Below are 22275 nucleotides of genomic sequence, written 5' to 3'. Positions count from 1 at the left end.
CCGGCAATCCGTCCGCGAAATACCCTGACATCCGCCCGTGGGTGGGTACACAAGGTCCATAGCGGTCGCGTGGAGGTCATTTCCCCCTCACGGGGTTGTCACCGTGCGGTCATGAAAGAGGGGGAGTCTGCCCACTGTGAGCACGGAATCAGCGCCAACGCCAGCGGGTCCCACGACCGAGCTGCCCGCCGACAGGTTCATGGACCGGGAGGAGGGGTGGCTGCGGTTCAACCAGCGGGTCCTGGAACTCGCCGAGGACGAGGACATCCCGCTCCTGGAGCGCGCCCGGTTCCTGGCCATCTTCTCCAGCAACCTCGACGAGTTCTTCATGGTCCGGGTCGCCGGACTCAAACGGCGCCTGGCCACCGGGCTCGCCGTCGCCTCCTCCAGCGGACACCGGCCGCGCGCCCTCCTCGAACGCATCTCGCTCTTCACGCACGAGCTGATGCTCCGCCAGGCCGCGTGCTTCGAGGACAGCGTCGCCCCCGCCCTGCGGGACGCCGGGATCCGCATCGTGCGCTGGGGAGAGCTGGACGACGACGAGCGCGAGTACCTGCACGGCTACTTCCTGCGCTCCGTCTACCCCCTGGTGACCCCCTTCGCGGTCGACTCCGCGCACCCCTTCCCCTACATCTCCGGCCGCTCGCTCAACCTCGCGGTCACCGTCCGCGACCCGCTCGACGAGCGGCGCATGTTCGCCCGGGTCAAGGTGCCCAGCTCCCTGCCGCGCTTCATCGAGCCGGGCCCCCGCCCGGGCGGCAGGTTCGTCCCGGTCGAGGACGTCATCGCCGCCCACCTGCCCCAGCTCTTCGAGGGCATGCAGATCCTGGAGCACCACGCCTTCCGGGTGACCCGCAACGCCGACCTGGAGGTGGACGAGGACGAGACCGACGACCTCGTCACGTCGCTGGAGAACGAACTCCTGCGCCGCCGCTTCGGCCCCCTCGTGCGCCTGGAGGTGGAGGAGACCATCTCCGCCGAGGTCCTGTCGATCCTCACCGAGGAGCTCGGCGCCGAGGAGGAGGAGATCTACCGCGTGCCCGGGCCGCTCAACCTCGCCGGGCTGGCCCAGATCGCCGACGCGGACCGGCCGGAACTGCGCTTCCAGCCCATGGTCCCGGTCGAACCGCGGGCCCTGACCATGGGGGACCTCTTCTCGACCATCCGCGGGCGGGAGGTGCTCGTCCACCACCCCTACGAGTCGTTCGCCACCACCACCGAACGGTTCCTGGCCATGGCCGCCGCCGACCCCGCGGTCGTGGCGATCAAGCAGACCCTCTACCGCACCAGCGGCGACTCACCCATCGTCGAGGCCCTCATCGAGGCCGCCAACGCGGGCAAGGAGGTCGTGGTCCTGGTCGAGATCAAGGCCCGCTTCGACGAGCAGAACAACATCCAGTGGGCGCGCAAGCTCGAACTCGCGGGGTGCCACGTCGTCTACGGCGTCGTCGGACTCAAGACCCACTGCAAGCTGTCCATGGTCATACGCAAGGACGACGACGGGCTGCTGCGCCGCTACTGCCACGTCGGCACCGGCAACTACAACCCCAGCACCGCCCGCATCTACGAGGACTTCGGCCTGTTCAGCTCCGAGCCGGAGGTGGGGGAGGACGTCAGCGACCTGTTCAACAGTCTGACGGGGTTCTCCCGCAAGAAGCACTACCGCCGCCTGCTCGTCGCCCCGGCAGCACTGCGCGAGGGCCTGCTCCAGCAGATCTCCCAGGAGATCGAGAACAGCCTCAAGGGCGACCCCGCCCGGATCCGGATCAAGGTCAACTCCCTGGTCGACGAGGAGATCATCGACGCCCTCTACCGGGCCTCGCAGGCCGGGGTGGGCGTCGACCTGTGGGTGCGCGGGAGCTGCGTCCTGCGCGCGGGCGTCCCCGGCCTCTCCGAGAACATCAGGGTCCGCAGCATCCTGGGCCGCTTCCTCGAACACTCGCGCATCTTCGTGTTCGCCAACGGCTGGCGGCCGCAGGTGTGGATCGGGAGCGCCGACCTGATGCCGCGCAACCTGGACCGCAGGGTGGAGGCGCTCGTCCGGATCTCCGACCCCGAGCAGTGCCGCCGCCTGGTCGGGCTCATGGACCTGGCCATGGCCGCCACCACCTCGTCCTGGCGCCTCGAACCGGACGGCACGTGGACCCGGCACACGCACGGCGAGGACGGGCTGCCCCTCGTCGACCTCCAGGACAGCCTGCGCGGAGACCGCCACCTGCGCGTGGTGGAGGGCGGATGAGCGGGGGAGCGGAGGCCGGCGCGGACGCCGGGACCCCGGACGGGAGAACCGGGGGACCGGAACGGGAGGTACGCGTGACCAGTGCCTTCCCGCCGCGCGACACGGCGGTCGGCGGCTACCTCGAACCCATCCGCGCCGGCGGCGCCGTGCTGTGGCGCACGGGTGCCGGCGGCGCGACCGAGGTGGTCCTCATCCGCCGCCCGGAGCGGGGCGACTGGACCCTGCCCAAGGGCAAGCTCAAGAACGGCGAGCACCCCCTCACCGGCGCGGTCCGCGAGGTCGAGGAGGAGACGGGGCTGACCCCGCTGATGGGGCGCAGGCTCCCGCCGCAGCACTACCTCAAGGACGGGTGGCCCAAACAGGTGGAGTGGTGGGCCGCCACCCCGGACCTCCCCGGCGGGGAGATCGACTACAAGCCCAACGAGGAGGTCGAACTGGTCGAGTGGGTCCCCGTGGCGGAGGCACGGGACAGGCTCACCTACGACCACGACGTCCAGGTCCTCGACAACTTCCGGGCCGGGCCCGCCGTCACCGTCCCCGTGATCCTGTTGCGGCACCTGTCGGCGGGGGACAAGCGCGCGTGGTCCGGCAGCGACCTGCTGCGCCCCCTCGACGGGGCCGGGCGGTCCGACGCCCTGGCCCTGTCCCGGGTGCTCGGCGCCTACGGGAGCCCCCGGGTGGTCTCCTCGGCCGCCGCGCGGTGCACGGAGTCGGTGCTGCCGTACACCGTGGAGCACGACGTGCCGATGCGGACCGAGCGCGCCTTCACCGTGCGGGAGGGGTCGGAGTACGACGTGGAGGAGGCCCGCGAGGAGTTCGGGCGCATCATCGCCGAAGGGCGGCCGACGGTCGTCTGCACGCACGGGGAGCTGATCCCGAAGCTGATGTCGGCGGCGCTCACACGGCTGGGGGCGCCGGTCACCCAGCAGCTGGGGCTGCGCAAGGGATCGTTCTGGGTGGTGCACGTCGAACCCTCCGGGGGGACGCTGGCGGGGGTGGAGCGCCACGCGCTCCGCGGCTGAGCCGGGTTCGCCGGACCCGCGCGGGGCGCGGCGGACGACGGTGACATGATGCGGTCATGGCCAAACACAAGGTTGCGCGGAGCGTCGTGGTGGACGCCCCCGCCAAGCGGATCTTCGACATCGTCGCGTCACCGGCGCTGCACTCCGAGTTCGACGGCTCGGGCACCGTGCGCGGCACCCACTTCGGCCCCGACCGGCTGGAGCGGGGCAGCGAGTTCGGCATGGACATGCGCATGTTCGGTGTCGGCTACCGGATCACCAACCGGGTGGTGGAGTACGAGGAGGACCGGCTCATCGCCTGGCGGCACGGGGGACCCCACCGCTGGCGCTACGAGCTCCGGGAACTGCCGGAGGGCGGCACCCGGGTCACCGAGACCTTCGACTACTCGCGGGGGCTCCCGGCGTTCTACGTCCTGATGGGGATGCCGGCGAAGAACGGGCGCAGCATCGAGAGGACCCTGGAGCGCCTCAAGGCCGCGGCGGAGCGGGACGGGGCCTGAACCCTCCCCGGTCCCGGGGAACGGCGGCGCCCACGGCCGGCGGCCGTGGGCGGAGCTGTTCACACGGGTCCGGCGCCGCGTGGGCGTCCGGGGCCCGCCGGCTAGAAGTAGCCGGGGTGCTCGGCCTCGACGAGCTCGGCCTCGGGGGCCTCCGCGCCCTCGGTGCTCTCGGCCCCGGTCTCCTCCTCGGCCTCCTCGGCTTCCTCGGCCTCGGCGGTCTCCTCGGCCTCCGCGCCCTTGGTGGCCTCCGCGCCCTCGGCCGCCTCCGTGTGCTCGGCCTCCTCGGCCCCGGGGGCCTCCGCGGTGGCGGCGTCCGCGCCTCCGACGGCCTCGCCCTCGACGGTCTCGGCCTCGGTGCTCTCCGCCTCGGCCTCCGCGCCCTCGGCCGCCTCCGTGTGCTCGGCCTCCTCGGCCCCCGCGGGCTGGCCGGGGTGCTCGTGACCGGCCCCGGCGGGTTGGCCGGGGTGCCCGTGACCGGTGTTCCCTCCGTGGTGGTCCTGCCCGTGGCCTTCGGACCAGCCGTGGTCCTGCCCGTGGCCGTCGTAGCCCCCGAGGCCGGACTGCTCGGCTGCGGGACGCTCGGAGCCGCGGGGCCCCTCGGCCCCGGCCCACGCGGAGGCGGGGGAGGCGGCCAGGCCGACGGCCGCACCGGCGGCCAGGGTGATGAGAGCGAGTCCGGCGATACGTTTCACGACATGATCCTTGCTCTATGTATCTGAGTAACTACTGTCAGTCGCGACTGTAGGACGGTCGTCCCCTTTTGGCCAGTTCATCGGTGCGGTGCACCCGTTTTCGTGCCGCCCCGACCGTTATCCACAGGCCCCCGCAGCACTCGGCCATATGCCCTAAAGTTCGGCAAGGGCCCGTGTTCTCCGCGTCTCCCGGCAGCCGTGGCGCGAACCGGTCGGGCCCGTCGACGGTACGCCGAAGCAGGAGTCGGGGGCAGTGGTGGGAACAACCTTGGGTGACGTCTGGCAGGAAGTCCTGTCCGTACAACCGGAGCCGGAGTCGTGGATCGTCGTCTCCGCGGCCGTCCTGGCCCTGGCCGCCGTCCTGCTCGGCCCACCGTGGAGGGTCGGACGCAACGTCGTCACCATCGCCCACGAGGGCGGGCACGCGCTCGTCGCGCTGCTCAGCGGCCGACAGCTCACGGGTATCCGGCTCCACTCGGACACCTCCGGTGTGACCGTCTCCCGCGGCAGGCCGACCGGCATCGGCATGATCCTGACCGTCTTCGCGGGCTATGTCTCCTCGTCGGTCATCGGGCTCCTGGGCATCCTCATGCTCATGTCCGACCGCATCACCGCCCTGCTGTGGCTGAGCATCGTCGTGCTGGCCGCGATGCTGCTGATGATCCGCAACGTCTACGGAGTGGTGTCGGTCGTCGTCACCGGCGCGGTGGTGTTCGGCGTCAGCTGGTTCACCCCGCCCGAGGTCCAGGCCGCCTTCGCCTACCTGTTCATCTGGTTCCTGCTCTTCGCCGGCGTGCGACCGGTCTTCGAGCTCCAGTCCCAGCGCAGGCGCAACCCCTCCCCCCACTCCGACGCCGACCAGCTCGCACGGCTCACCGGAGTGCCCGGCACCCTCTGGGTGGTGGTGTTCGCCCTGGTGAACCTCGCGGTGACCGCGCTCGGCGTGTGGCTGCTGCTCTTCTGAGGCGACCGGTCGGCACGTCCCGCGGGGGACGGCCGGTTCCGGACACACGAAAGGGCGCGGCCCGGTGGTCGCGCCCTGTGCGGGGTCCGGCGGGGCCCGTACGGCCCTCGCCGACCGGGGAGCGGGTCGGGGCTCCCCGTCGGTGGACGGTCAGTCGGCGCGCGGTGCGGCGAGTGCCTCGGAGACCGTGGTGAAGACGGGGATGCGCGTGTCGAGCGACGTCACCCGCAGTGTCTGCATCACCCGGTGGATGGGCGAGGCGATGGCGAGGAGCGCCTGCTGCTCCTTGGCCGCCTTGTGCGCCCGGATGAGGACGCGCAGACCGCTGGAGTCGATGAACCGCAGGTCGGAGCAGTCCAGTACGACCCGCCCGAACGGCTGAGTGGTCAGGGCCTGGGTCACCGCCTCCTGGAAGCGGTGCTCGGTGGCCATGTCGATCTCCCCGTCCAGCGCCAGAACGCGCCCGGCGTCGTGCAGGGTGGAGGAGATGTTCAGGTCGGGCATTGCGACTCCGGCGTATTCGGGACGTGCCCGATGGGTCGGCGAGGCGGGCCGTACGCCGCTCCATGAGCGTGCGTCGACCGGCGCGTTCGCCGCGTTACCGCGGTGGCCAAGCTGATGGTTCATCAAGTTCCTTGCGTGGTGCCCCGGGCTGGGTCCGGGAACGAAACGCCTTCTCACCTGGGTGTCCTGGGGGTTCCGCGTGAAGCACGGATGCCCGTCGAACGTGCGAACCCGGGTCGAAAGTTCCTGGACGCGTCCTGTCCCGCCGTCGACGGCGGAGGACGCGTGGTGCGTCGGCGGACGCGTCGCTTGTCGCTTCGGGCCACTCCCAGCCCTCTGCAACTGTGAACCCGCCCGTGGGAGCGGGCATTCCCCTCGCGGTCGAGGAGTGGCCTTCCGGGGCGGTGGAATCGCGGCCGTCCCCGTGTGCCGGGCGGTCGGTCACCGGGATCCCCAGGGGCCCCGGCAGGTGCCATGTTCCTCTAACGGACCCGCCCAGCCTCGGACTTTACCATAGGACCGTGGCCGATTCGTGACGTGAGCGACGCAAGGTCGTGCTCGTGCTGTTTGCTCTTCCTGTGCCTCATGAGGCACAGATCACAAGCAGTGGGCGTTCTCGGTCGGTTGACGGCCGGGTGTCTGGTCCAGGTCCTCCTGCTGGACCGCCCACACGCACGCGGAAAGCGTCAGGGGAACCGCCACGGTGAGGGCGATCGCGGGGATCGCCACCCCCGAGTCGTTGGCCGCGAACCCCGCGAGGGCCGTCACCAGTGAGCCGGTGAGGCCGGCCCGGAGTGTCGGCGCGTACTCGTAGGCGCGCTGGAGCGCCCCGATCCGCCACTTGGTCGGCCGGTTGAGCACCACGAACAGGAACACCAGGGCGCAGGCCGCGAGCAGCGTGAGCTGCCAGTTGCCGAGGGTCCCCAGCATCGCACCGAGCTTGCGCGCCAGCACGGTCCCGGCCTCGCCGTTCACCACCTGGGCCGCGAACGCCCCCAGGTGGCTGCGCTCCTCCGGCGGGCGCAGGTAGTCCCGCCACGAGAGCAGCGAGATCGCCGCGACCGCCACCGCCCCCACGGCCACCAGCCGCAGGGGGGTGACCCTCACCCCGGCGATCATCATCGTCGTCACCGCGAGTCCCGGGACCAGGGCGAGCACCCCGCCGAAGTCGGTGCCCAGCCCGGGCCAGCCGACGATGAGCACGGACGCGGTGCCGACCGCCAGGGTCGTCGCCACGGCCGCGCGCCGCCGGCCCCGGGCGATCAGCCCGTGGGCGATCCCGGCGACCGCCATGAGCATGCCGGTCGCGAACGTCGCGAAGGCGATGTTGCCTATCCCGTAGAACCGCCCGCCCACGATCGGCGAGTAGCCCGTCGGCGAGTTCATCTGCAGGTTCGCCCCGAAGCACAGGTCGAGGAAGAGCACCGCCGTGGTCGCGCCCGCGACGACCGTCATCGGTCCCAGGATGCTCCGGCGCCACGGTCCGGCCACGGCCAGCGCCACCACCAGGGCGTCGGCGGTCACCACGCAGGCGAGCAGCGCCACCAGCGGGCTCCCGGAGGCCCACCACGGGATGAGGTTGGCCAGGTAGCTGGCGACGGGGAAGGCGGCGCCCGCGAGCGCGACGATCCGCGTCACCGACAGGACCAGGGCGCGCTTGCCGCGCTGGCGGCCCGAGTACCGGTGCAGGGCGTAGGCCGCCGCCGCGTAGATGAGGAGCTGGAAGGCGACCAGTCCGCTGAAGAAGCCGGGGATCGCCGCGCCCACGACCACCGCCGCCGTGTTGAAGTCCACCAGGCGCACGAGGGCCTGCTCGACCGACGGCGGACGCTCGGCCAGGTGCCAGACCCGCCCGCTGGTGGGCTCCGTCGCCCTGAGCCCCAGCGCCGTGAGGACGGTCGGCGTGGTGTCGGTGAGGGCCACGAGCCCCGGGCGCCGGGTCGACTCCGACGCCAGGTACGACTCGCTCCCGGAGAACCCGTCCTCGGTGATCTCCCCGGACAGGGCCACGGTGAGCTGGGAGGGACCGGTGTCCATGGACACACCGACGACCATGAGGGACGAGCCGACCGGCAGGATCCGCTCCAGGGCCCTCAGCCGTCCGTCGAGGTCGGCCAGCGCCTCCTCACGCGCCCATTCCGGCACGTCCTCCGGGTCGGGTTCGGGGGGCTCCTCCGCACCGTCCGTCTCCCGTTCCCGCGGGGGGTCGGGGTACAGCCGGGTGAGCTCGGGCAGTTCCACGGCGGCCAGGGACACGCCCTCCAGGCGTTCCGTGGTCAGGTCGAGCGGCCCGTCGGCGTAGTGGTCGACGCGGCCGGAGGTGTCGGCGACGCCGAGGGCGGCGCCGGGGCCCGCCGCCAGGGTGGTTCCGCCGGAGTCCCGCACCGTCTCCCCGAGCAGGCCGACGGGGGCGGAGAAGGCCGAGCGCTCGTTCAGCCGCACGTAGGAGTCGAACCCGGGGACCACCGCGCCCGAACCGTCGCCCTCGGGTTCGGGCGCCGCCTCGCACACGGTGAAGCGCTCGCGCTCGGACAGGGCGCGCTGCCCGGCCGACACCGACAGCCAGCCGTCCGTCGGGCAGGTGCGGGAGGTGGCGCTGCGGATCGACACGTTGCCGATGGCGCCCTCCTCGGCCATCCCCCACAGCGTCGGTGTGTGCTCCGGGGTCACGTCCTGCCACAGCAGTCCCGGTACGCCCACGAGGACCACCGGACCGCCGCGCCGGTCCGTCAGATCGGGGCCGCCCCCGGCCCGGGGAACCTCCGCGGAGGCGGACGCCGCGGGTGTCCGGGGCTCCGCGGCCGCCGTCGGCGCGGCGGCGCACAGCAGGACCGCCCCGGACAGGACGAGCGGACCCAGGCGCGCCCCCCAGCGCGCCGCCGTCCGTGTGACGAGCCGTCGTGGCATGGCGAACCCCCCAGTCGCGCTCAGCCGGACTGGCCACGATAGTGACCATCCGCGCCCGGTAGGGGGACCCGCGCCCGCCGGGCGCGTGGCCCGGGCCGGGGCCCCTCGGCCCGAACCGCCCCCGAGGGACGGCCCGGCGCGGGATCGCCGCACCGGTCAGCCGGTGATGCCCCACTCCCGGAGGGTCGTGCCGGTGTCGGGCCGCTCGCGTCCGCGGGTGACACCGCCGGGCGTCCGGTCGAAGCGCGGGGCCGGACCGGGAACCACCCGGGACCCGTGGCGGACCAGGGTCCCGCGGGCCCGCACGTGCGGATGGTCGGGGGCCTCCTCCAGGGACAGGACCGGCATCACGCACGCGTCGACGCCGTCGAACACCGCCGCCCACTCGTCGCGGCTCCTGGTGCGCAGGACCTCCGCGAAGCGCTCGCGCAGCCGGGGCCAGCCGTCCCGGTCCCACTGGCCTGGGAGGTCCTCGCCGGTCAGGCCCAGACCTGCCAGGAACGCGGAGTAGAACTGGGGCTCGATGCAGCCCACCGACACGTGCCCGCCGTCCGAGCACTCGTACACGTCGTACCAGGGGGCGCCCGTGTCCAGGTAGTTCGTGCCGCGCTCGTCGCTCCACGCGCCGCGCGCCCGGTCCTCGTGGACCATCGACATGAGCAGGGAGCTGCCGTCCACCATGGCGGCGTCCACGACCTGGCCCCGGCCGGAGGACTGCCGTTCGACCAGGGCGGCCAGGATCCCGGTGACCGCGAACATGGTGCCCCCGGCGAAGTCGCCGAGGAGGTTGATCGGCGGCACAGGCGGGCCGCCCGCGCGTCCGATGGCGTGGAGGGCGCCGTTGACGGAGACGTAGTTCATGTCGTGTCCGGCGGTGCGGGCGAGCGGGCCGTCCTGGCCCCAGCCGGTGACCCGCGCGAACACCAGGCGGGGGTTGAGCGCGAGGCACGCGTCGGGGCCGAGCCCGAGGCGTTCCATGACCCCGGGACGGAAGCCCTCCAGGAGGACGTCGGCGCGGGCGACCAGGTCGCGGGCGAGGGCGCGCCCCCCGTCGGTCTTGAGGTCGGCGCCCAGAACGGTGCGCCCCTCGCTCATGTGGGGGCCGTCGGCCCCGGCGTTCACGGCATCGGCGGCCGGGGGGCGGTCCAGGCGGATGACACTGGCACCCAGGTCGGCGAGGAGCATCCCGGCCATCGGCGCGGGGCCGATCCCGGTGAACTCGACGACACGGATTCCGGTGAGGGGTCCCATGGGTGCGGGCCTCCAGCTGAGAGAGCGATCTAGAACGTGGTTCGGTTCATTGTGCAGGCTCCGTGCGGAGGGCGCCACAGCGGCACCGCACAAGACCGTTGAAGGAGAAAAGGAAGAAGGGTAACTAAAACCGGCAGAAGGAAAACCATTTCGGCTGATTAAAAACGCGAACCACAATGGGTGTTAATGTGTCCGTGCTCGTGGGAGAGAGCCGCGAAGCCGCGTGGAGATCCCGCGGACCGCCGTCGCCATCAGCGGAGACGGCTCCAGGGGCAGCCCTACCCGGGCGAAACCGGAGAAACCCGAACCACCCCTTTTCCGAGAAGGATGCAGCCGCCATGCCCGCTACCCCGAAGAAGCGCACGCGCCGTGCCAAAGGCCGACGGCGAGCACGGGGCGGACTCCCGCGCCCGTTCATGGCCGTCGCGGTCGCGGGGGCCGTCGCCGTCGCCGCCGTGGGGACCGCCTTCGCCATGGACCGCGGCGTGGTCCTCGACGCCAACGGCGACGAGCGGACCGTGCACACCTTCGGCGGCACGGTCCAGGACGTCCTCGACTCCGCGGGCGTCACACCGGGGAAGGGCGACCTCGTCGTCCCGCCCCCCGAGACCCCGATCGCCTCCGGCGACCACGTGGTCCTGCGCTCCCCGCGCGAGCTGGTCCTCGAACTCGACGGCCACCGGCACGACCACAGCGTCCACGCGCTCACCCTCGACGAGGCGCTCCGCGAGATCGGCCTGGACCCCGAGGGGGTCGAACTGTCCGAGGACCGGGACACCCCCGTCCCCGAGGGCGGCCTCACCGTCACCGCCGAACGGGCGCCGCGCATGGTCGTCATGTACGACACCGTGCGCACCGAGACGAGGACCACCGGGGCGACGGTCGCCGACGTCCTCCTCTCCGCCGGGGTGGCCCCCGGCGAGCACGACATCGTCTCGCCCGCCCCGGCCGAGCCGGCCGAGCCCGACATGGTCGTCGAGATCACCCCCGTCGTCGGCGAACCCGTCACGGAGGAGAAGGCCATCACGGCCGAGACCGTCGAGCGGGACAACCCCGACCTGCCCGAGGGGGAGCGCAAGGTCGTCACCGAACCCGTGGACGGGCTCCGGAGGGTCACCACCGCCACCGTCCTGCTCGACGGCGAGGAGGTTCCGCACGAGCTCCGGAACGAGGTCGTCACCGAACCCGTCGAGGGGCTCGTCGAGATCGGCACCGCGCCCCCCGCCGGCGGGGGAGCGGCCGCCGACCTCAACTGGGCAGCCCTCGCCCGGTGCGAGTCGGGCGGCGACGCCGGGGCCGTCAACTCCGCGGGCGGCTACTACGGCCTCTACCAGTTCAGCGCCGCCACCTGGCAGTCGGTGGGCGGGACCGGGCTGCCCTCCGACGCCGGCGCGTCGGAGCAGACCCGGCGCGCACAGCGGCTCTACGACGCCGTCGGCGGCAACTGGCGGAGCCAGTGGCCCCACTGCGGCGCCCACCTCTTCGAGTAGGGGGAAGGGCCCCGCCCGGACCGACCGCCGGGGCAGCGGGCGGGAGCTGGCAAGATGTGGGGGTGACACAGACACCCGCACCCGACGACCGCTCCCGCCTGCTGACGCCCGCCGACGTGCGGGCGCTCGCCGAGCGGTTCGGCATCAGGCCCACCAAGACCCTGGGCCAGAACTTCGTCATCGACCACGGCACCGTCCGCCGCATCGTCCGGGTCGCGGGCGTCACCGACGAGGACGTCGTGGCCGAGGTCGGACCGGGCCTGGGCTCGCTCACCCTGGCACTGCTCCCGCACGTGCGCCACGTGACCGCCATCGAGATCGATCCGGCGCTCGCCGCCGCCCTCCCCGGAACCGTCGCCGACCACGCGCCCGAGCTGGCCGACCGGCTCACCGTCGTCCCCGGGGACGCCATGCGCATCTCCGAGGTGCCCGGCCCCGCACCCACCGCACTGGTGGCCAACCTGCCCTACAACGTGTCGGTGCCCGTTCTGCTGCACCTGCTCGAACTCCTGCCCAGCCTCCGGCGGGTCCTGGTCATGGTGCAGGCCGAGGTGGCCGACAGGATCACCGCGACCCCCGGCGGGCGCATCTACGGGGTCCCCTCCGCCAAGGTCGCCTGGTACGCCCGGGCACGGCGCGCCGGCTCGGTCGGACGCAACGTGTTCTGGCCCGCCCCCAACGTCGACTCCGGGCTCGTCGAACTCGTCCGCCGCCCCCGGCCCGACACGAAGGCCACCCGCAAGGAGGTCTTCGCCGTGATCGACGCGGCCTTCGCCCAGCGCCGCAAGACCCTGAGGGCCGCCCTGGCCGGTTGGGCCGGGTCCGCCCCCGCCGCCGAGACCGCGCTCCGGGCCGCGGGCGTGGACCCGGGCGCCCGCGGGGAGTCCCTCGACGTGGCCGGGTTCGCGGCCATCGCCGAGCAGCGCCCCGCCGCCGGATAGCCCCGGGCCGCGGCCGGACGCGTCCCGGGTGCGCGCACGCCGAAGGGCGCCGCCCCCGTCGGCCGGCGCCCTTCGGCCCGCGCTCCCCGGCCCCCACGGGACCGGGCTCCCGCGCGTCAGTCCTTCGCCCCGCCCGGGCCGTCCGCCACGGCCCCCTCCTTCCGCGACCGCCGCGTGAGCACGCGGGCCACCCCGGCCACCCCCAGGCCGACGGCCAGGGCCGGCAGCACCCAGACCACGTCGAACTCCCAGTCGCCGGTGCCGCGCACGGCGAACGCGACCGCGAGGGAGAGGAACAGCAGCCCCGCCACGAACGAGCCCCAGTCGGTCCTACGCTTCGCCATGCCGTACCTCCACTACCCCGACCCGAGAATCGGTGCGCACGTTGATCAACGGGGGTTCGGCCCCGTCGCCGTCCGCCGGACCTTCCGCCGCGCCGCCGGGCGCGGAGACCGGGACGGGTTCGTACACCTCCTCGTGGACGAGGGAGTGCCCGACCAGCTCACCACCGTCCCCCGTGCCTCCGAGGTCCACCATCCCGAGGCCGACGTCCGCAGTGAACGCGACGCGGACGTCCTCCGGAAGGAGTACCTCCAGGTGGCCGGCGCCCACGCTCAGCGACACGTCGGCGGTCTCGCCGGGCCCCAGGTCCCCGATGCCGGTCAGGTCCAGGGTCCCCGAGCCCACGGTGAGCAGGTGGTCGCCCGCCTCGGCCTCGGCGACCGTGGCCGGACGCCAGGTCTCCCCGCCGATCCGCACCCGGGTGAGGTCGGTCACCGACGCCAGCGCGAGCGCCAGGGCGGCCACCAGCCCCATGGACACCAGGCCGCGGGGATCGCCGGCCCAGGCGCCGACCAGCGAGCAGAGGCCGATCACCGCCAGGACCCCGGCGAGGAAGAACACGCCCGTCTCCGGGCCGAACAGCAGCGTCGCCGTCTGCGCGCTCCACAGCGAGGACGACCAGCCGAACACGGCCAACGGGACCAGGACGGCCCCGGCGACGACCGTCCACAGGGCGAACGACGCCAGCGGCGCACCCCTGCGGCACGTCCCGCCGGTGTCCCGGTCCGGGTCGACGGCGGAAGAACCGCTGCCCCCGTGCCGTCCGCCGGGCCCCTCCTCCGCGTCGTCGTCCTCCCCCGCCGCTCCCGACCCGTCGGCGTGCGCGGAACGCTCCGCCACCACCGCCAGGTCCACCGGGCCCTGCGGGGCGGACGCCCACGGCTGGGCCGGGTTGTAGTAGGTCGGGGACGGCCCCGACACCGGGGCCGCGGGCGGCGGCTCCTTCGACGCCAGGTCCTGCCGCAGTTCCGCGAACGCCGCCCGCAGGTCCACCCCGCGGTTGCGCGCCGTCAGCAGCCCCAGCACCAGCGGTACCGCCAGCACCAGGGTCGACCACCCCAGGCCGCCCACCAGGCTGAACGCCGTCGCCACCGCCAACCCGACGGCCAGCAGCTTCGGCACCGCACGCGAGGGGAAGCTCCGGTTCAGCATCTGCTCGAACGTCGCCGGACCTCCCTCCGGCCCGCGCATCAGCATCCACGCGCCGGTGTAGAGCAGCAGGCCGGCGCCCCCGGCGAACGCGGTCAGCACGAACCCCGTCCGCCACACCACGGGATCGACCCCCGTGTACCGGCCCAGGCCCGCGCACACACCGGCGAGGACCCGGTCCTCGTCCCCCTTGCGGATCTCGCGCCCCGAAGCCTCCGGGCGCGCCTCGGCGGCGGCCCGGGGCACGCCCTCCGCGGCTCCCGGGGAACCGGGCGCCGGGAACGCGCCGCCCCCCGGACCGCCGGGAGTCGGATCGTCAGCCATGGTCACTCACCGCACCTTCCTCACCCACCCATGGTCACCCGAAACCACGCGCCACGGCATCCGGGACGACCCTGAACACACCCTGACCGGGGCCAGGGCAGGACCAGGGACGCGCCCCGGATGCCGAACACCTCCCACGGAGGGCATCCTGGAGCACAGGACACACGAGCGGCGCGCACACCCCGCGCCACGCGACGGAAAGCGGTGATCGGGCGGTGGCAGCAACGGCCGCGGACACCCCGCGGCTCACCCGCGCGGTGGAAGGCAGGCTCCTCGGAGGGGTCGCCGCCGGACTGGCCCGGCACCTCGGACTCGACCCGGTGGTCGTCCGCCTCGCCTTCATGGCCCTGTCCGTCGGCGGCATGGGCCTCGCCGTGTACGTCGCCCTGTACTTCTTCGTCCCCGCCGACCCGGAGGACGGGGACGAGCGCGGACCCGGTGAGGCGGAGGGCCGGCGCAAGGGCCGCGACATCTCCCAGCTGATCGCCTACGTCGGCCTCGCCGCGGCGCTCGGCTTCCTGTTCCTGCTCTTCGGCGGGGTGTTCGACCCCCTGCTCTGGTTCGTGGTGTTCGGGACGCTCGGAGGGATCATCCTCTGGCAGCAGGCCAACCCCTCCCAGCGCGACGAGTGGATGACCAGCGCCGTCGGCAGGGGGGACCGGGGCGGCAAGGGCGTCATGCGCGCCGGGACGGGCGTCCTCCTGGTCGTGGTCGGCGTCATCGGCTTCCTCGTCTTCCAGGAACAGCTCCAGAACGCCCGCGCCGGCCTGACCTTCGCCTTCACCCTCCTCGCCGGGGTCTCCCTGATCGCCGCGCCGTGGATCATCGGACTGGTCCGCGAACGCGACCAGGAGCGCCGCGAGCGCATCCGCAACGCCGAGCGCGCCGAACTCGCCGCCCACATCCACGACTCCGTCCTGCACACCCTCACGCTCATCCAGCGCCGGGCCGAGGACCCGCGGGAGGTCCAGCGCCTCGCCCGCGTCCAGGAGCGGGCCCTGCGCAGCTGGCTCTACCAGCGGCCCGCCGACGCCGACACCACCGTGTCGCCCGCGCTCGAACGCGTCGCGGCCGAGGTCGAGGAGGAGCACGGCGTCCCCATCGAGGTGGTGTGCGTGGGCGACTGCCCCATGGACGACGCCCTCTCCGCGATGCTCCGCGCCGCCCGCGAGGCCATGGTCAACGCCTCCAAGTACGCGGGCACCGACAGCATCTCCGTGTTCGGCGAGGTCGACCAGGACGAGGTGCTCGTGTTCGTCCGCGACCGGGGCGCCGGGTTCGACATGGACGACATCCCCGAGGACCGCATGGGCGTGCGCGGATCCATCCTCGGCCGGATGGAGCGCCACGGCGGCTCCGCGCGCATCCGCACCGGTCCGGGCGAGGGCACCGAGGTGCAGCTCCGCATGGCCCGCATCCCGGAGGCGTAGCGCCGGCCGGAGCCGAGAGGGAGGACCCCGGGGCGCCGTCCGCCGACCGGATGCGGACAACGGGCGCCGCGACCCCGGGCGCCGCTGTCCCCCGCCCCCCGACGTGGGTAGAGTCCAGGGTGTGGGAGACGAGAGCACGACCTTCAGTGACGGTGACGCGGTGCCCCGCGTCGTGATCGTGGACGACCACCGGCTGTTCCGCAGCGGGGTACGTGGCGAACTGGGCGACGCCGTCGACGTCGTCGGGGAGGCCGGGGACGTCGACAGCGCCGTGCACGTCATCGGGGAGCAGAAGCCCGACCTCGTCCTCCTGGACGTCCACCTGCCCGGCGGCGGCGGTGTGGAGGTGCTGCGCAGGGTCCTGTCACAGCACCCGCAGATCCGCTTCCTCGCGCTGTCGGTCTCCGACGCGGCGGAGGACGTCATCGGCGTGGTGCGGGGCGGCGCCCGCGGCTACGTCACCAAGACCATCTCCGGCAAGGAGCTGGCCAACGCCATCGTGCGCGTGGCCGACGGCGACGCGGTCTTCTCGCCGCGCCTGGCCGGTTTCGTGCTGGACGCGTTCTCCGCGACCGACGCCCCGCCGGTCGACCCCGAGCTGGACCGCCTCACCCAGCGCGAGCGCGAGGTGCTGCGGCACATCGCGCGCGGCTACGCGTACAAAGAGGTGGCCAAGGAACTGTTCATCTCCGTCAAGACGGTGGAGACGCACGTGTCCTCGGTCCTGCGCAAGCTCCAGCTCTCCAACCGGCACGAGCTGAGCAGGTGGGCGACGGCCCGCCGGCTCGTCTGACGCGCTTCCGCCGGGGCGGGGCCCGCCCCGGCCGGAGGGACGCCGCGTACCCGCCGTGCGAACGGCGACGGCGGCCGCCCCCCCGGGGGGCGACCGCCGTCGGCGCGTCAGCGCAGGGAGTCCATCATCCTGGTGAGGAACTCCGCCTCCGCCACCCCCGTGACCACCCGGGCGGGCCGGCGGTCGTCGGCCCCCGGACGCGGGCGCAGGTCGGCGACGGTCATCCCGCGCGTGAGCCCGCCGGAGAGCTCCACCCGCAGCGGCGCCTCGAACGAGTCCGTCACCAGGTGCCCGTCCACCAGGACCGCGGCGGCCAGCGGATCGTGCATCGCGCACTGGCGGACGCCGAAGATCCCCGTGTAGAAGTCCGCGTAGAAGTCCAGGAACGCCGACGTGCGCTCGGCGCGCTCACCCGGCACCGACCGCAGGTCGGACAGCCACTCGGGCGTCGCCACCGTCTTCATGGTGATGTCCAGCGCCACCAGGTCCAGGTCGAACCCGGCCGCGAACACCGCCTCCGCGGCCTCGGGGTCGTTGTTGATGTTCGCCTCGGCGTGCGAGGTCACGTTGCCGGGGGCCCGCACCGCGCCCCCCATCACCACGAGGCGCCGCACCAGCTCCGGCAGCCGCGGCTCCAGCCCCAGCGCGATCGCGATGTTGGTGAGCGGGCCCACCGCCAGGACGTCGATCTCCCCCGGGGCCTCGCGGACCAGACGCACCAGCAGCTCGGCAGCGGACTCCGCGATCGGCTTGCCCGCGGGCGCGGGCAGCTCCACGTCGCCCAGGCCGTTGCCGCCGTGGACGTGCGCGGCGAGGCGGGGAGCCTGCACCAGCGGCCGGGCGGCGCCGACCGCCACGGGCACGTCCGGACGGCCGTACAGCTCCAGGAGCCGCAGCGCGTTGTCCGCCGTGATGTCGACGCTGTTGTTGCCGAAGACCGCACCGATCCCGACGATCTCCACCTCCGGGCGCGCGGCCAGGTAGGCGAGAGCGACGGCGTCGTCGATCCCCGGATCGCAGTCGACGAACACACGCATGGTCAAGGAAACTCCCCCCGAGACAACCGCGGTCCCCCACCGGGGACCCGTACTAAAACAGCCTAGGCCGCCGGTCAGCGCACTTTCACCCGCGAAACGGGCAGAGCGTGCGGAGGCGCCTCCGGTGACCGGGACACCGCCGTCCCCGGGCGGCCGTAACCTGGAGGAGTGTCCTCCCAAGAGCAGCTTCTCGAAGGTCTGAACGGTCCCCAGCGCGACGCCGTCACCCACAGCGGCGCACCGCTCCTGATCGTGGCGGGCGCCGGATCGGGCAAGACCCGCGTCCTGACGCACCGCATCGCCCACCTCATGGCCGAGCGCGGCGTCCGCCCCGGTGAGATCCTCGCGATCACCTTCACCAACAAGGCCGCCGCCGAGATGAAGGAGCGCATCCAGGCCCTCCTCGGCGTCCGTGCCGCGAACACCATGTGGACGATGACGTTCCACTCGGCGTGCGTGCGCATCCTGCGCAGGGAGGCGCACAGGCTCGGCTACCCCAGCAGCTTCACCATCTACGACTCCGCGGACTCCGCGCGGCTGATGCAGCTGGTCTGCAAGGAGATGGACCTCGACCCCAAGCGGTTCCCGCCCAAGTCGTTCTCCTTCCAGGTGTCCAACCTCAAGAACGAGCTGGTCGACTACGACACGGCCGCCGAGCAGGCCCAGACCGAGCAGGAGAAGAAGCTGGCGGAGGCCTACCAGCTCTACCAGCGGCGCCTGCACGAGGCGGGCGCCATGGACTTCGACGACCTGATCATGGTCACCGTCAACCTCTTCCAGATGTTCCCGGACGTCGCCGAGTACTACCGGCGCCGCTTCCGACACGTCATGGTCGACGAGTACCAGGACACCAACCACGCCCAGTACGCGTTCGTCCGCGAGCTGGTCGGCGCGGCCGAGGACTCCGACACCGGCGTGGTGCCGCCCGCCGAGCTGTGCGTGGTCGGCGACGCGGACCAGTCCATCTACGCGTTCCGCGGCGCGACCATCCGCAACATCCTGGAGTTCGAGCGGGACTTCCCCAGCGCGCGGACCATCCTCCTGGAGCAGAACTACCGCTCCACCCAGAACATCCTCTCGGCGGCCAACGCGGTCATCGACCGCAACGAGGGGCGCCCGGCCAAGAACCTGTGGTCCGAGCAGGGCGACGGCCCGGCCATCACCGGCTACGTCGCCGACAACGAGCACGACGAGGCCGCGTTCGTGGTCGGCGAGATCGACAAGCTCACCGACGAGGGCACGGTCACGCCCAGCCAGGTCGCCGTGTTCTACCGGACCAACGCGCAGTCCCGCGTGTTCGAGGACGTGTTCATCCGCACCGGCCTGCCGTACAAGATCGTCGGCGGCGTGCGCTTCTACGAGCGCAAGGAGATCCGCGACATCCTCGCCTACCTGCGGGTGCTGGCCAACCCCGAGGACACGGTCAGCCTGCGGCGCATCCTCAACGTGCCCAAGCGCGGGATCGGGGCGCGGGCGGAGGAGGCGGTGGAGCTGTTCGCCGCACGCGAGCGCATCTCCTTCTCCAGGGCGCTGCGCAGGGTGGACGAGGCGCCGGGGATCGCGACCCGCTCGGTCAAGGCGGTGCAGAACTTCACCGCCCTGCTCGACGAGCTGGCCGAGGCGGTGCCGGGCAGCACGCCCGCCGAGGTCGTCGAGGCGGTGCTGAGCAAGACCGGGTACCTCTCCGAGCTCGCCGAGTCCAAGGACCTCCAGGACGAGAGCCGGGTGGAGAACCTGGAGGAGTTCGTGGACGTGGCCAGGGAGTTCGAGCACACCTTCGCCGCGCTCCTGGAGGAGGAGCCCCCGGACGAGGACGAGGAGGACGGCGCCGTCCCCTCCGGCACCCTCGATCCCGGGGAGCCGACGCTGGTCGACTTCCTGGAGCGGATCTCCCTCGTCGCGGACACCGACCAGATCCCCGACGCGGACGACACCGGCGGCGTCGTCACCCTGATGACCCTGCACGCGGCCAAGGGGCTGGAGTTCCCCGCGGTGTTCCTCACCGGCATGGAGGACGGCGTCTTCCCGCACACCCGCACGCTGGGCGACAAGACGCAGCTTGAGGAGGAGCGGCGACTGGCCTATGTGGGCCTGACCCGCGCCCAGCGGCTCCTCTACGTCAGCCGCGCGGCGGTGCGCAGCGCTTGGGGAACGCCCTCCTACAACCCGGGTTCGCGGTTCCTGGACGAGATCCCCGCCTCCCTGGTCGACTGGCGCAGGGCGGAGTCCAGCCTGGCCGCCCCGCCCAGCCGCGGCATCGGCGGCGGGCGCGGTTCCGGCGGGTTCGGCAGCACCTTCGGCGGAGGTCCGCGCCGCGGCGCCGGCAAGGAGGCGCCGACGCTCGGCGTGGGCGACCTGGTCAACCACGACTCGTTCGGCATGGGCCGGGTACAGCTCGTCGAGGGCACAGGTGACAAGACCAAGGCCCGCATCGACTTCGGCGCCGACATCGGCGAGAAGGACTTCCTCGTCAAGTACGCCCCGATCGAGAAGCTCTGACGCCGACGTGTGCCGGTGTGTCCCGGTCCCGCCCGCGCGGGCGGAGGGGAGCGGGACACACCACACGGACGGATTCCCCGGAACGCGTCACGAGGACTCCGGCGCAGGGGTACAGTTGGTCAAGACCGAGCGAGACGGACGCGGAATCTCCGCGGACGGGCCGGTCTCTCCCAGAGTCATCACCGGTACGGTCCTCCGAGCCTCGCGGTTCGAGCACTGTTCGGGCCATGTAAACTCAGGGAGTCGCTTCAAAAGCCCAGTCCATTCGGACAAAAGCAGACGAAGCAAACGGGCTTTACCCCGATCAGAACCACCACAAACCGCCGATTTGGCGGGGCGCGGAACACCTGATAAAGTAAAGACACAACAAAGCGGAAACGCAGACGCCTTCCACGGAAGAGCAGACGGCCGGAACGGCTGGCGCTTGTACGGGAAGAGCGGTTGTTTCTTGAGAACTCAACAGCGCGTGTTTGATTTTCTTTAAGCCATGTTTGTTTTGGCCCCGTCACCCGAACAGTGGTTCGGTGTGAAGGGTTCCTTTGATTAACCAGGGCAACCTGGTTGGTCAGGATTACTTCTAGGTTTATCCGCCCCAGGCCGACCTCACGGTCGCCGGGACGGATGGTATGACCTTTATGGAGAGTTTGATCCTGGCTCAGGACGAACGCTGGCGGCGTGCTTAACACATGCAAGTCGAGCGGTAAGGCCCTTCGGGGTACACGAGCGGCGAACGGGTGAGTAACACGTGAGCAACCTGCCCCCGACTCCGGGATAAGCGGTGGAAACGCCGTCTAATACCGGATACGACACACCGCCTCATGGCGGTGTGTGGAAAGTTTTTCGGTCGGGGATGGGCTCGCGGCCTATCAGCTTGTTGGTGGGGTAACGGCCTACCAAGGCGATTACGGGTAGCCGGCCTGAGAGGGCGACCGGCCACACTGGGACTGAGACACGGCCCAGACTCCTGCGGGAGGCAGCAGTGGGGAATATTGCGCAATGGGCGAAAGCCTGACGCAGCGACGCCGCGTGGGGGATGACGGCCTTCGGGTTGTAAACCTCTTTTACCACCAACGCAGGCTCCCAGTTCTCTGGGGGTTGACGGTAGGTGGGGAATAAGGACCGGCTAACTACGTGCCAGCAGCCGCGGTAATACGTAGGGTCCGAGCGTTGTCCGGAATTATTGGGCGTAAAGAGCTCGTAGGCGGCGTGTCACGTCTGCTGTGAAAGACCGGGGCTTAACTCCGGTTCTGCAGTGGATACGGGCATGCTAGAGGTAGGTAGGGGAGACTGGAATTCCTGGTGTAGCGGTGAAATGCGCAGATATCAGGAGGAACACCGGTGGCGAAGGCGGGTCTCTGGGCCTTACCTGACGCTGAGGAGCGAAAGCATGGGGAGCGAACAGGATTAGATACCCTGGTAGTCCATGCCGTAAACGTTGGGCGCTAGGTGTGGGGACTTTCCACGGTTTCCGCGCCGCAGCTAACGCATTAAGCGCCCCGCCTGGGGAGTACGGCCGCAAGGCTAAAACTCAAAGGAATTGACGGGGGCCCGCACAAGCGGCGGAGCATGTTGCTTAATTCGACGCAACGCGAAGAACCTTACCAAGGTTTGACATCGCCCGTGGACCTGTAGAGATACAGGGTCATTTAGTTGGTGGGTGACAGGTGGTGCATGGCTGTCGTCAGCTCGTGTCGTGAGATGTTGGGTTAAGTCCCGCAACGAGCGCAACCCCTATTCTATGTTGCCAGCACGTCATGGTGGGGACTCATAGGAGACTGCCGGGGTCAACTCGGAGGAAGGTGGGGACGACGTCAAGTCATCATGCCCCTTATGTCTTGGGCTGCAAACATGCTACAATGGCCGGTACAATGGGCGTGCGAGACCGCAAGGTGGAGCGAATCCCTAAAAGCCGGTCTCAGTTCGGATTGGGGTCTGCAACTCGACCCCATGAAGGTGGAGTCGCTAGTAATCGCGGATCAGCAACGCCGCGGTGAATACGTTCCCGGGCCTTGTACACACCGCCCGTCACGTCATGAAAGTCGGCAACACCCGAAACTTGTGGCCTAACCCTTCGGGGAGGGAATGAGTGAAGGTGGGGCTGGCGATTGGGACGAAGTCGTAACAAGGTAGCCGTACCGGAAGGTGCGGCTGGATCACCTCCTTTCTAAGGAGTCTTTGAAGACCAGCTCTT

General features: G+C 71.5%; 16 protein-coding genes and 1 rRNA gene. 10 read left to right on the top strand and 7 right to left on the bottom strand.

What is annotated here, in order from left to right:
* Positions 1–136: 136 nt before the first annotated feature.
* The 3 genes from OUQ99_RS27135 to OUQ99_RS27125 all read left to right on the top strand — a co-directional run bounded on the left by OUQ99_RS27135 (position 137) and on the right by OUQ99_RS27125 (position 3761).
* On the top strand, positions 137–2239 hold the full coding sequence (locus tag OUQ99_RS27135; RefSeq protein WP_267946606.1) for an RNA degradosome polyphosphate kinase: 2103 nt from the start codon (positions 137–139) through the stop codon (positions 2237–2239).
* Between the two features lie 74 nt (positions 2240–2313).
* Positions 2314–3261 carry an NUDIX hydrolase gene (locus OUQ99_RS27130; protein WP_267946605.1) on the top strand — a complete coding sequence of 316 codons (948 nt, stop codon included), beginning with the start codon at positions 2314–2316 and terminating at the stop codon, positions 3259–3261.
* Positions 3262–3317: 56 nt separating this feature from the next.
* Positions 3318–3761, top strand: coding sequence for an SRPBCC family protein (locus OUQ99_RS27125; protein ID WP_267946604.1), 444 nt, complete (start codon positions 3318–3320; stop codon positions 3759–3761).
* 101 nt (positions 3762–3862) lie between these two features.
* Here the strand turns inward: OUQ99_RS27125 and OUQ99_RS27120 are convergent, their stop codons facing one another.
* Positions 3863–4453 carry a hypothetical protein gene (locus OUQ99_RS27120; RefSeq protein WP_267946603.1) on the bottom strand — a complete coding sequence of 197 codons (591 nt, stop codon included), beginning with the start codon at positions 4451–4453 and terminating at the stop codon, positions 3863–3865.
* A gap of 268 nt (positions 4454–4721) precedes the next feature.
* On the opposite strand from OUQ99_RS27120, the gene OUQ99_RS27115 reads away from it, so the two are divergent.
* The gene (locus tag OUQ99_RS27115) at positions 4722–5417 is read left to right on the top strand and encodes a M50 family metallopeptidase (RefSeq protein WP_267946602.1); all 696 of its coding nucleotides are present in this window, start codon (positions 4722–4724) and stop codon (positions 5415–5417) included.
* Positions 5418–5567: 150 nt separating this feature from the next.
* On the opposite strand, the gene OUQ99_RS27110 is transcribed toward OUQ99_RS27115, so the two are convergent.
* From OUQ99_RS27110 to OUQ99_RS27100, 3 genes are all read right to left on the bottom strand, one after another.
* Positions 5568–5921, bottom strand: a complete 354-nt coding sequence (locus OUQ99_RS27110; RefSeq protein WP_267946601.1) for an STAS domain-containing protein — start codon at positions 5919–5921, stop codon at positions 5568–5570.
* 597 nt (positions 5922–6518) lie between these two features.
* A complete protein-coding gene (locus OUQ99_RS27105; RefSeq protein ID WP_267946600.1) occupies positions 6519–8828 on the bottom strand; it encodes a hypothetical protein in 2310 nt (769 codons plus the stop codon).
* Between the two features lie 156 nt (positions 8829–8984).
* Complete coding sequence (locus OUQ99_RS27100; RefSeq protein WP_267946599.1) at positions 8985–10079, bottom strand: CaiB/BaiF CoA transferase family protein; 1095 nt, start codon at positions 10077–10079, stop codon at positions 8985–8987.
* A 338-nt stretch (positions 10080–10417) separates the two neighbouring features.
* Here OUQ99_RS27100 and OUQ99_RS27095 point away from each other — a divergent pair, with 338 nt between their 5' ends.
* Entirely contained in the window at positions 10418–11569 is a 1152-nt protein-coding gene (locus tag OUQ99_RS27095; protein ID WP_431061451.1) for a ubiquitin-like domain-containing protein, read from the top strand.
* Positions 11570–11625: 56 nt separating this feature from the next.
* Positions 11626–12510: a 16S rRNA (adenine(1518)-N(6)/adenine(1519)-N(6))-dimethyltransferase RsmA gene (gene rsmA, locus OUQ99_RS27090; protein ID WP_267946598.1), complete on the top strand. Its 885-nt coding sequence runs from the start codon at positions 11626–11628 to the stop codon at positions 12508–12510.
* Between the two features lie 116 nt (positions 12511–12626).
* Here rsmA and OUQ99_RS27085 read toward each other — a convergent pair whose 3' ends face one another.
* Positions 12627–12854, bottom strand: a complete 228-nt coding sequence (locus OUQ99_RS27085) for a hypothetical protein (RefSeq protein ID WP_267946597.1) — start codon at positions 12852–12854, stop codon at positions 12627–12629.
* On the bottom strand, positions 12841–14331 hold the full coding sequence (locus tag OUQ99_RS27080) for a PspC domain-containing protein (protein ID WP_431061450.1): 1491 nt from the start codon (positions 14329–14331) through the stop codon (positions 12841–12843). Before OUQ99_RS27080 ends, OUQ99_RS27085 begins: the two co-directional genes overlap by 14 nt.
* Before the next feature lie 209 nt (positions 14332–14540).
* Here OUQ99_RS27080 and OUQ99_RS27075 point away from each other — a divergent pair, with 209 nt between their 5' ends.
* Both OUQ99_RS27075 and OUQ99_RS27070 read left to right on the top strand, forming a co-directional pair.
* On the top strand, positions 14541–15755 hold the full coding sequence (locus tag OUQ99_RS27075; RefSeq protein WP_267946595.1) for an ATP-binding protein: 1215 nt from the start codon (positions 14541–14543) through the stop codon (positions 15753–15755).
* Positions 15756–15876: 121 nt separating this feature from the next.
* Positions 15877–16548: a response regulator gene (locus OUQ99_RS27070; RefSeq protein ID WP_276567173.1), complete on the top strand. Its 672-nt coding sequence runs from the start codon at positions 15877–15879 to the stop codon at positions 16546–16548.
* A gap of 107 nt (positions 16549–16655) precedes the next feature.
* Here the strand turns inward: OUQ99_RS27070 and OUQ99_RS27065 are convergent, their stop codons facing one another.
* Entirely contained in the window at positions 16656–17585 is a 930-nt protein-coding gene (locus tag OUQ99_RS27065; RefSeq protein WP_267950520.1) for a nucleoside hydrolase, read from the bottom strand.
* Between the two features lie 168 nt (positions 17586–17753).
* On the opposite strand from OUQ99_RS27065, the gene pcrA reads away from it, so the two are divergent.
* Entirely contained in the window at positions 17754–20084 is a 2331-nt protein-coding gene (gene pcrA, locus OUQ99_RS27060; protein WP_267946594.1) for a DNA helicase PcrA, read from the top strand.
* Between the two features lie 632 nt (positions 20085–20716).
* A 16S ribosomal RNA gene (locus OUQ99_RS27055) occupies positions 20717–22248 on the top strand.
* The last annotated feature ends 27 nt before the right edge of the window (positions 22249–22275 follow it).

Origin of the sequence: Streptomonospora nanhaiensis, assembly GCF_026642255.1 — a bacterium.
In the GTDB taxonomy this organism is placed as follows: Bacteria; Actinomycetota; Actinomycetes; order Streptosporangiales; family Streptosporangiaceae; genus Nocardiopsis; species Nocardiopsis tropica.
Note: the sequence above shows the minus strand (reverse complement) of the source record. Positions and strands in the feature narration are given on the sequence as shown.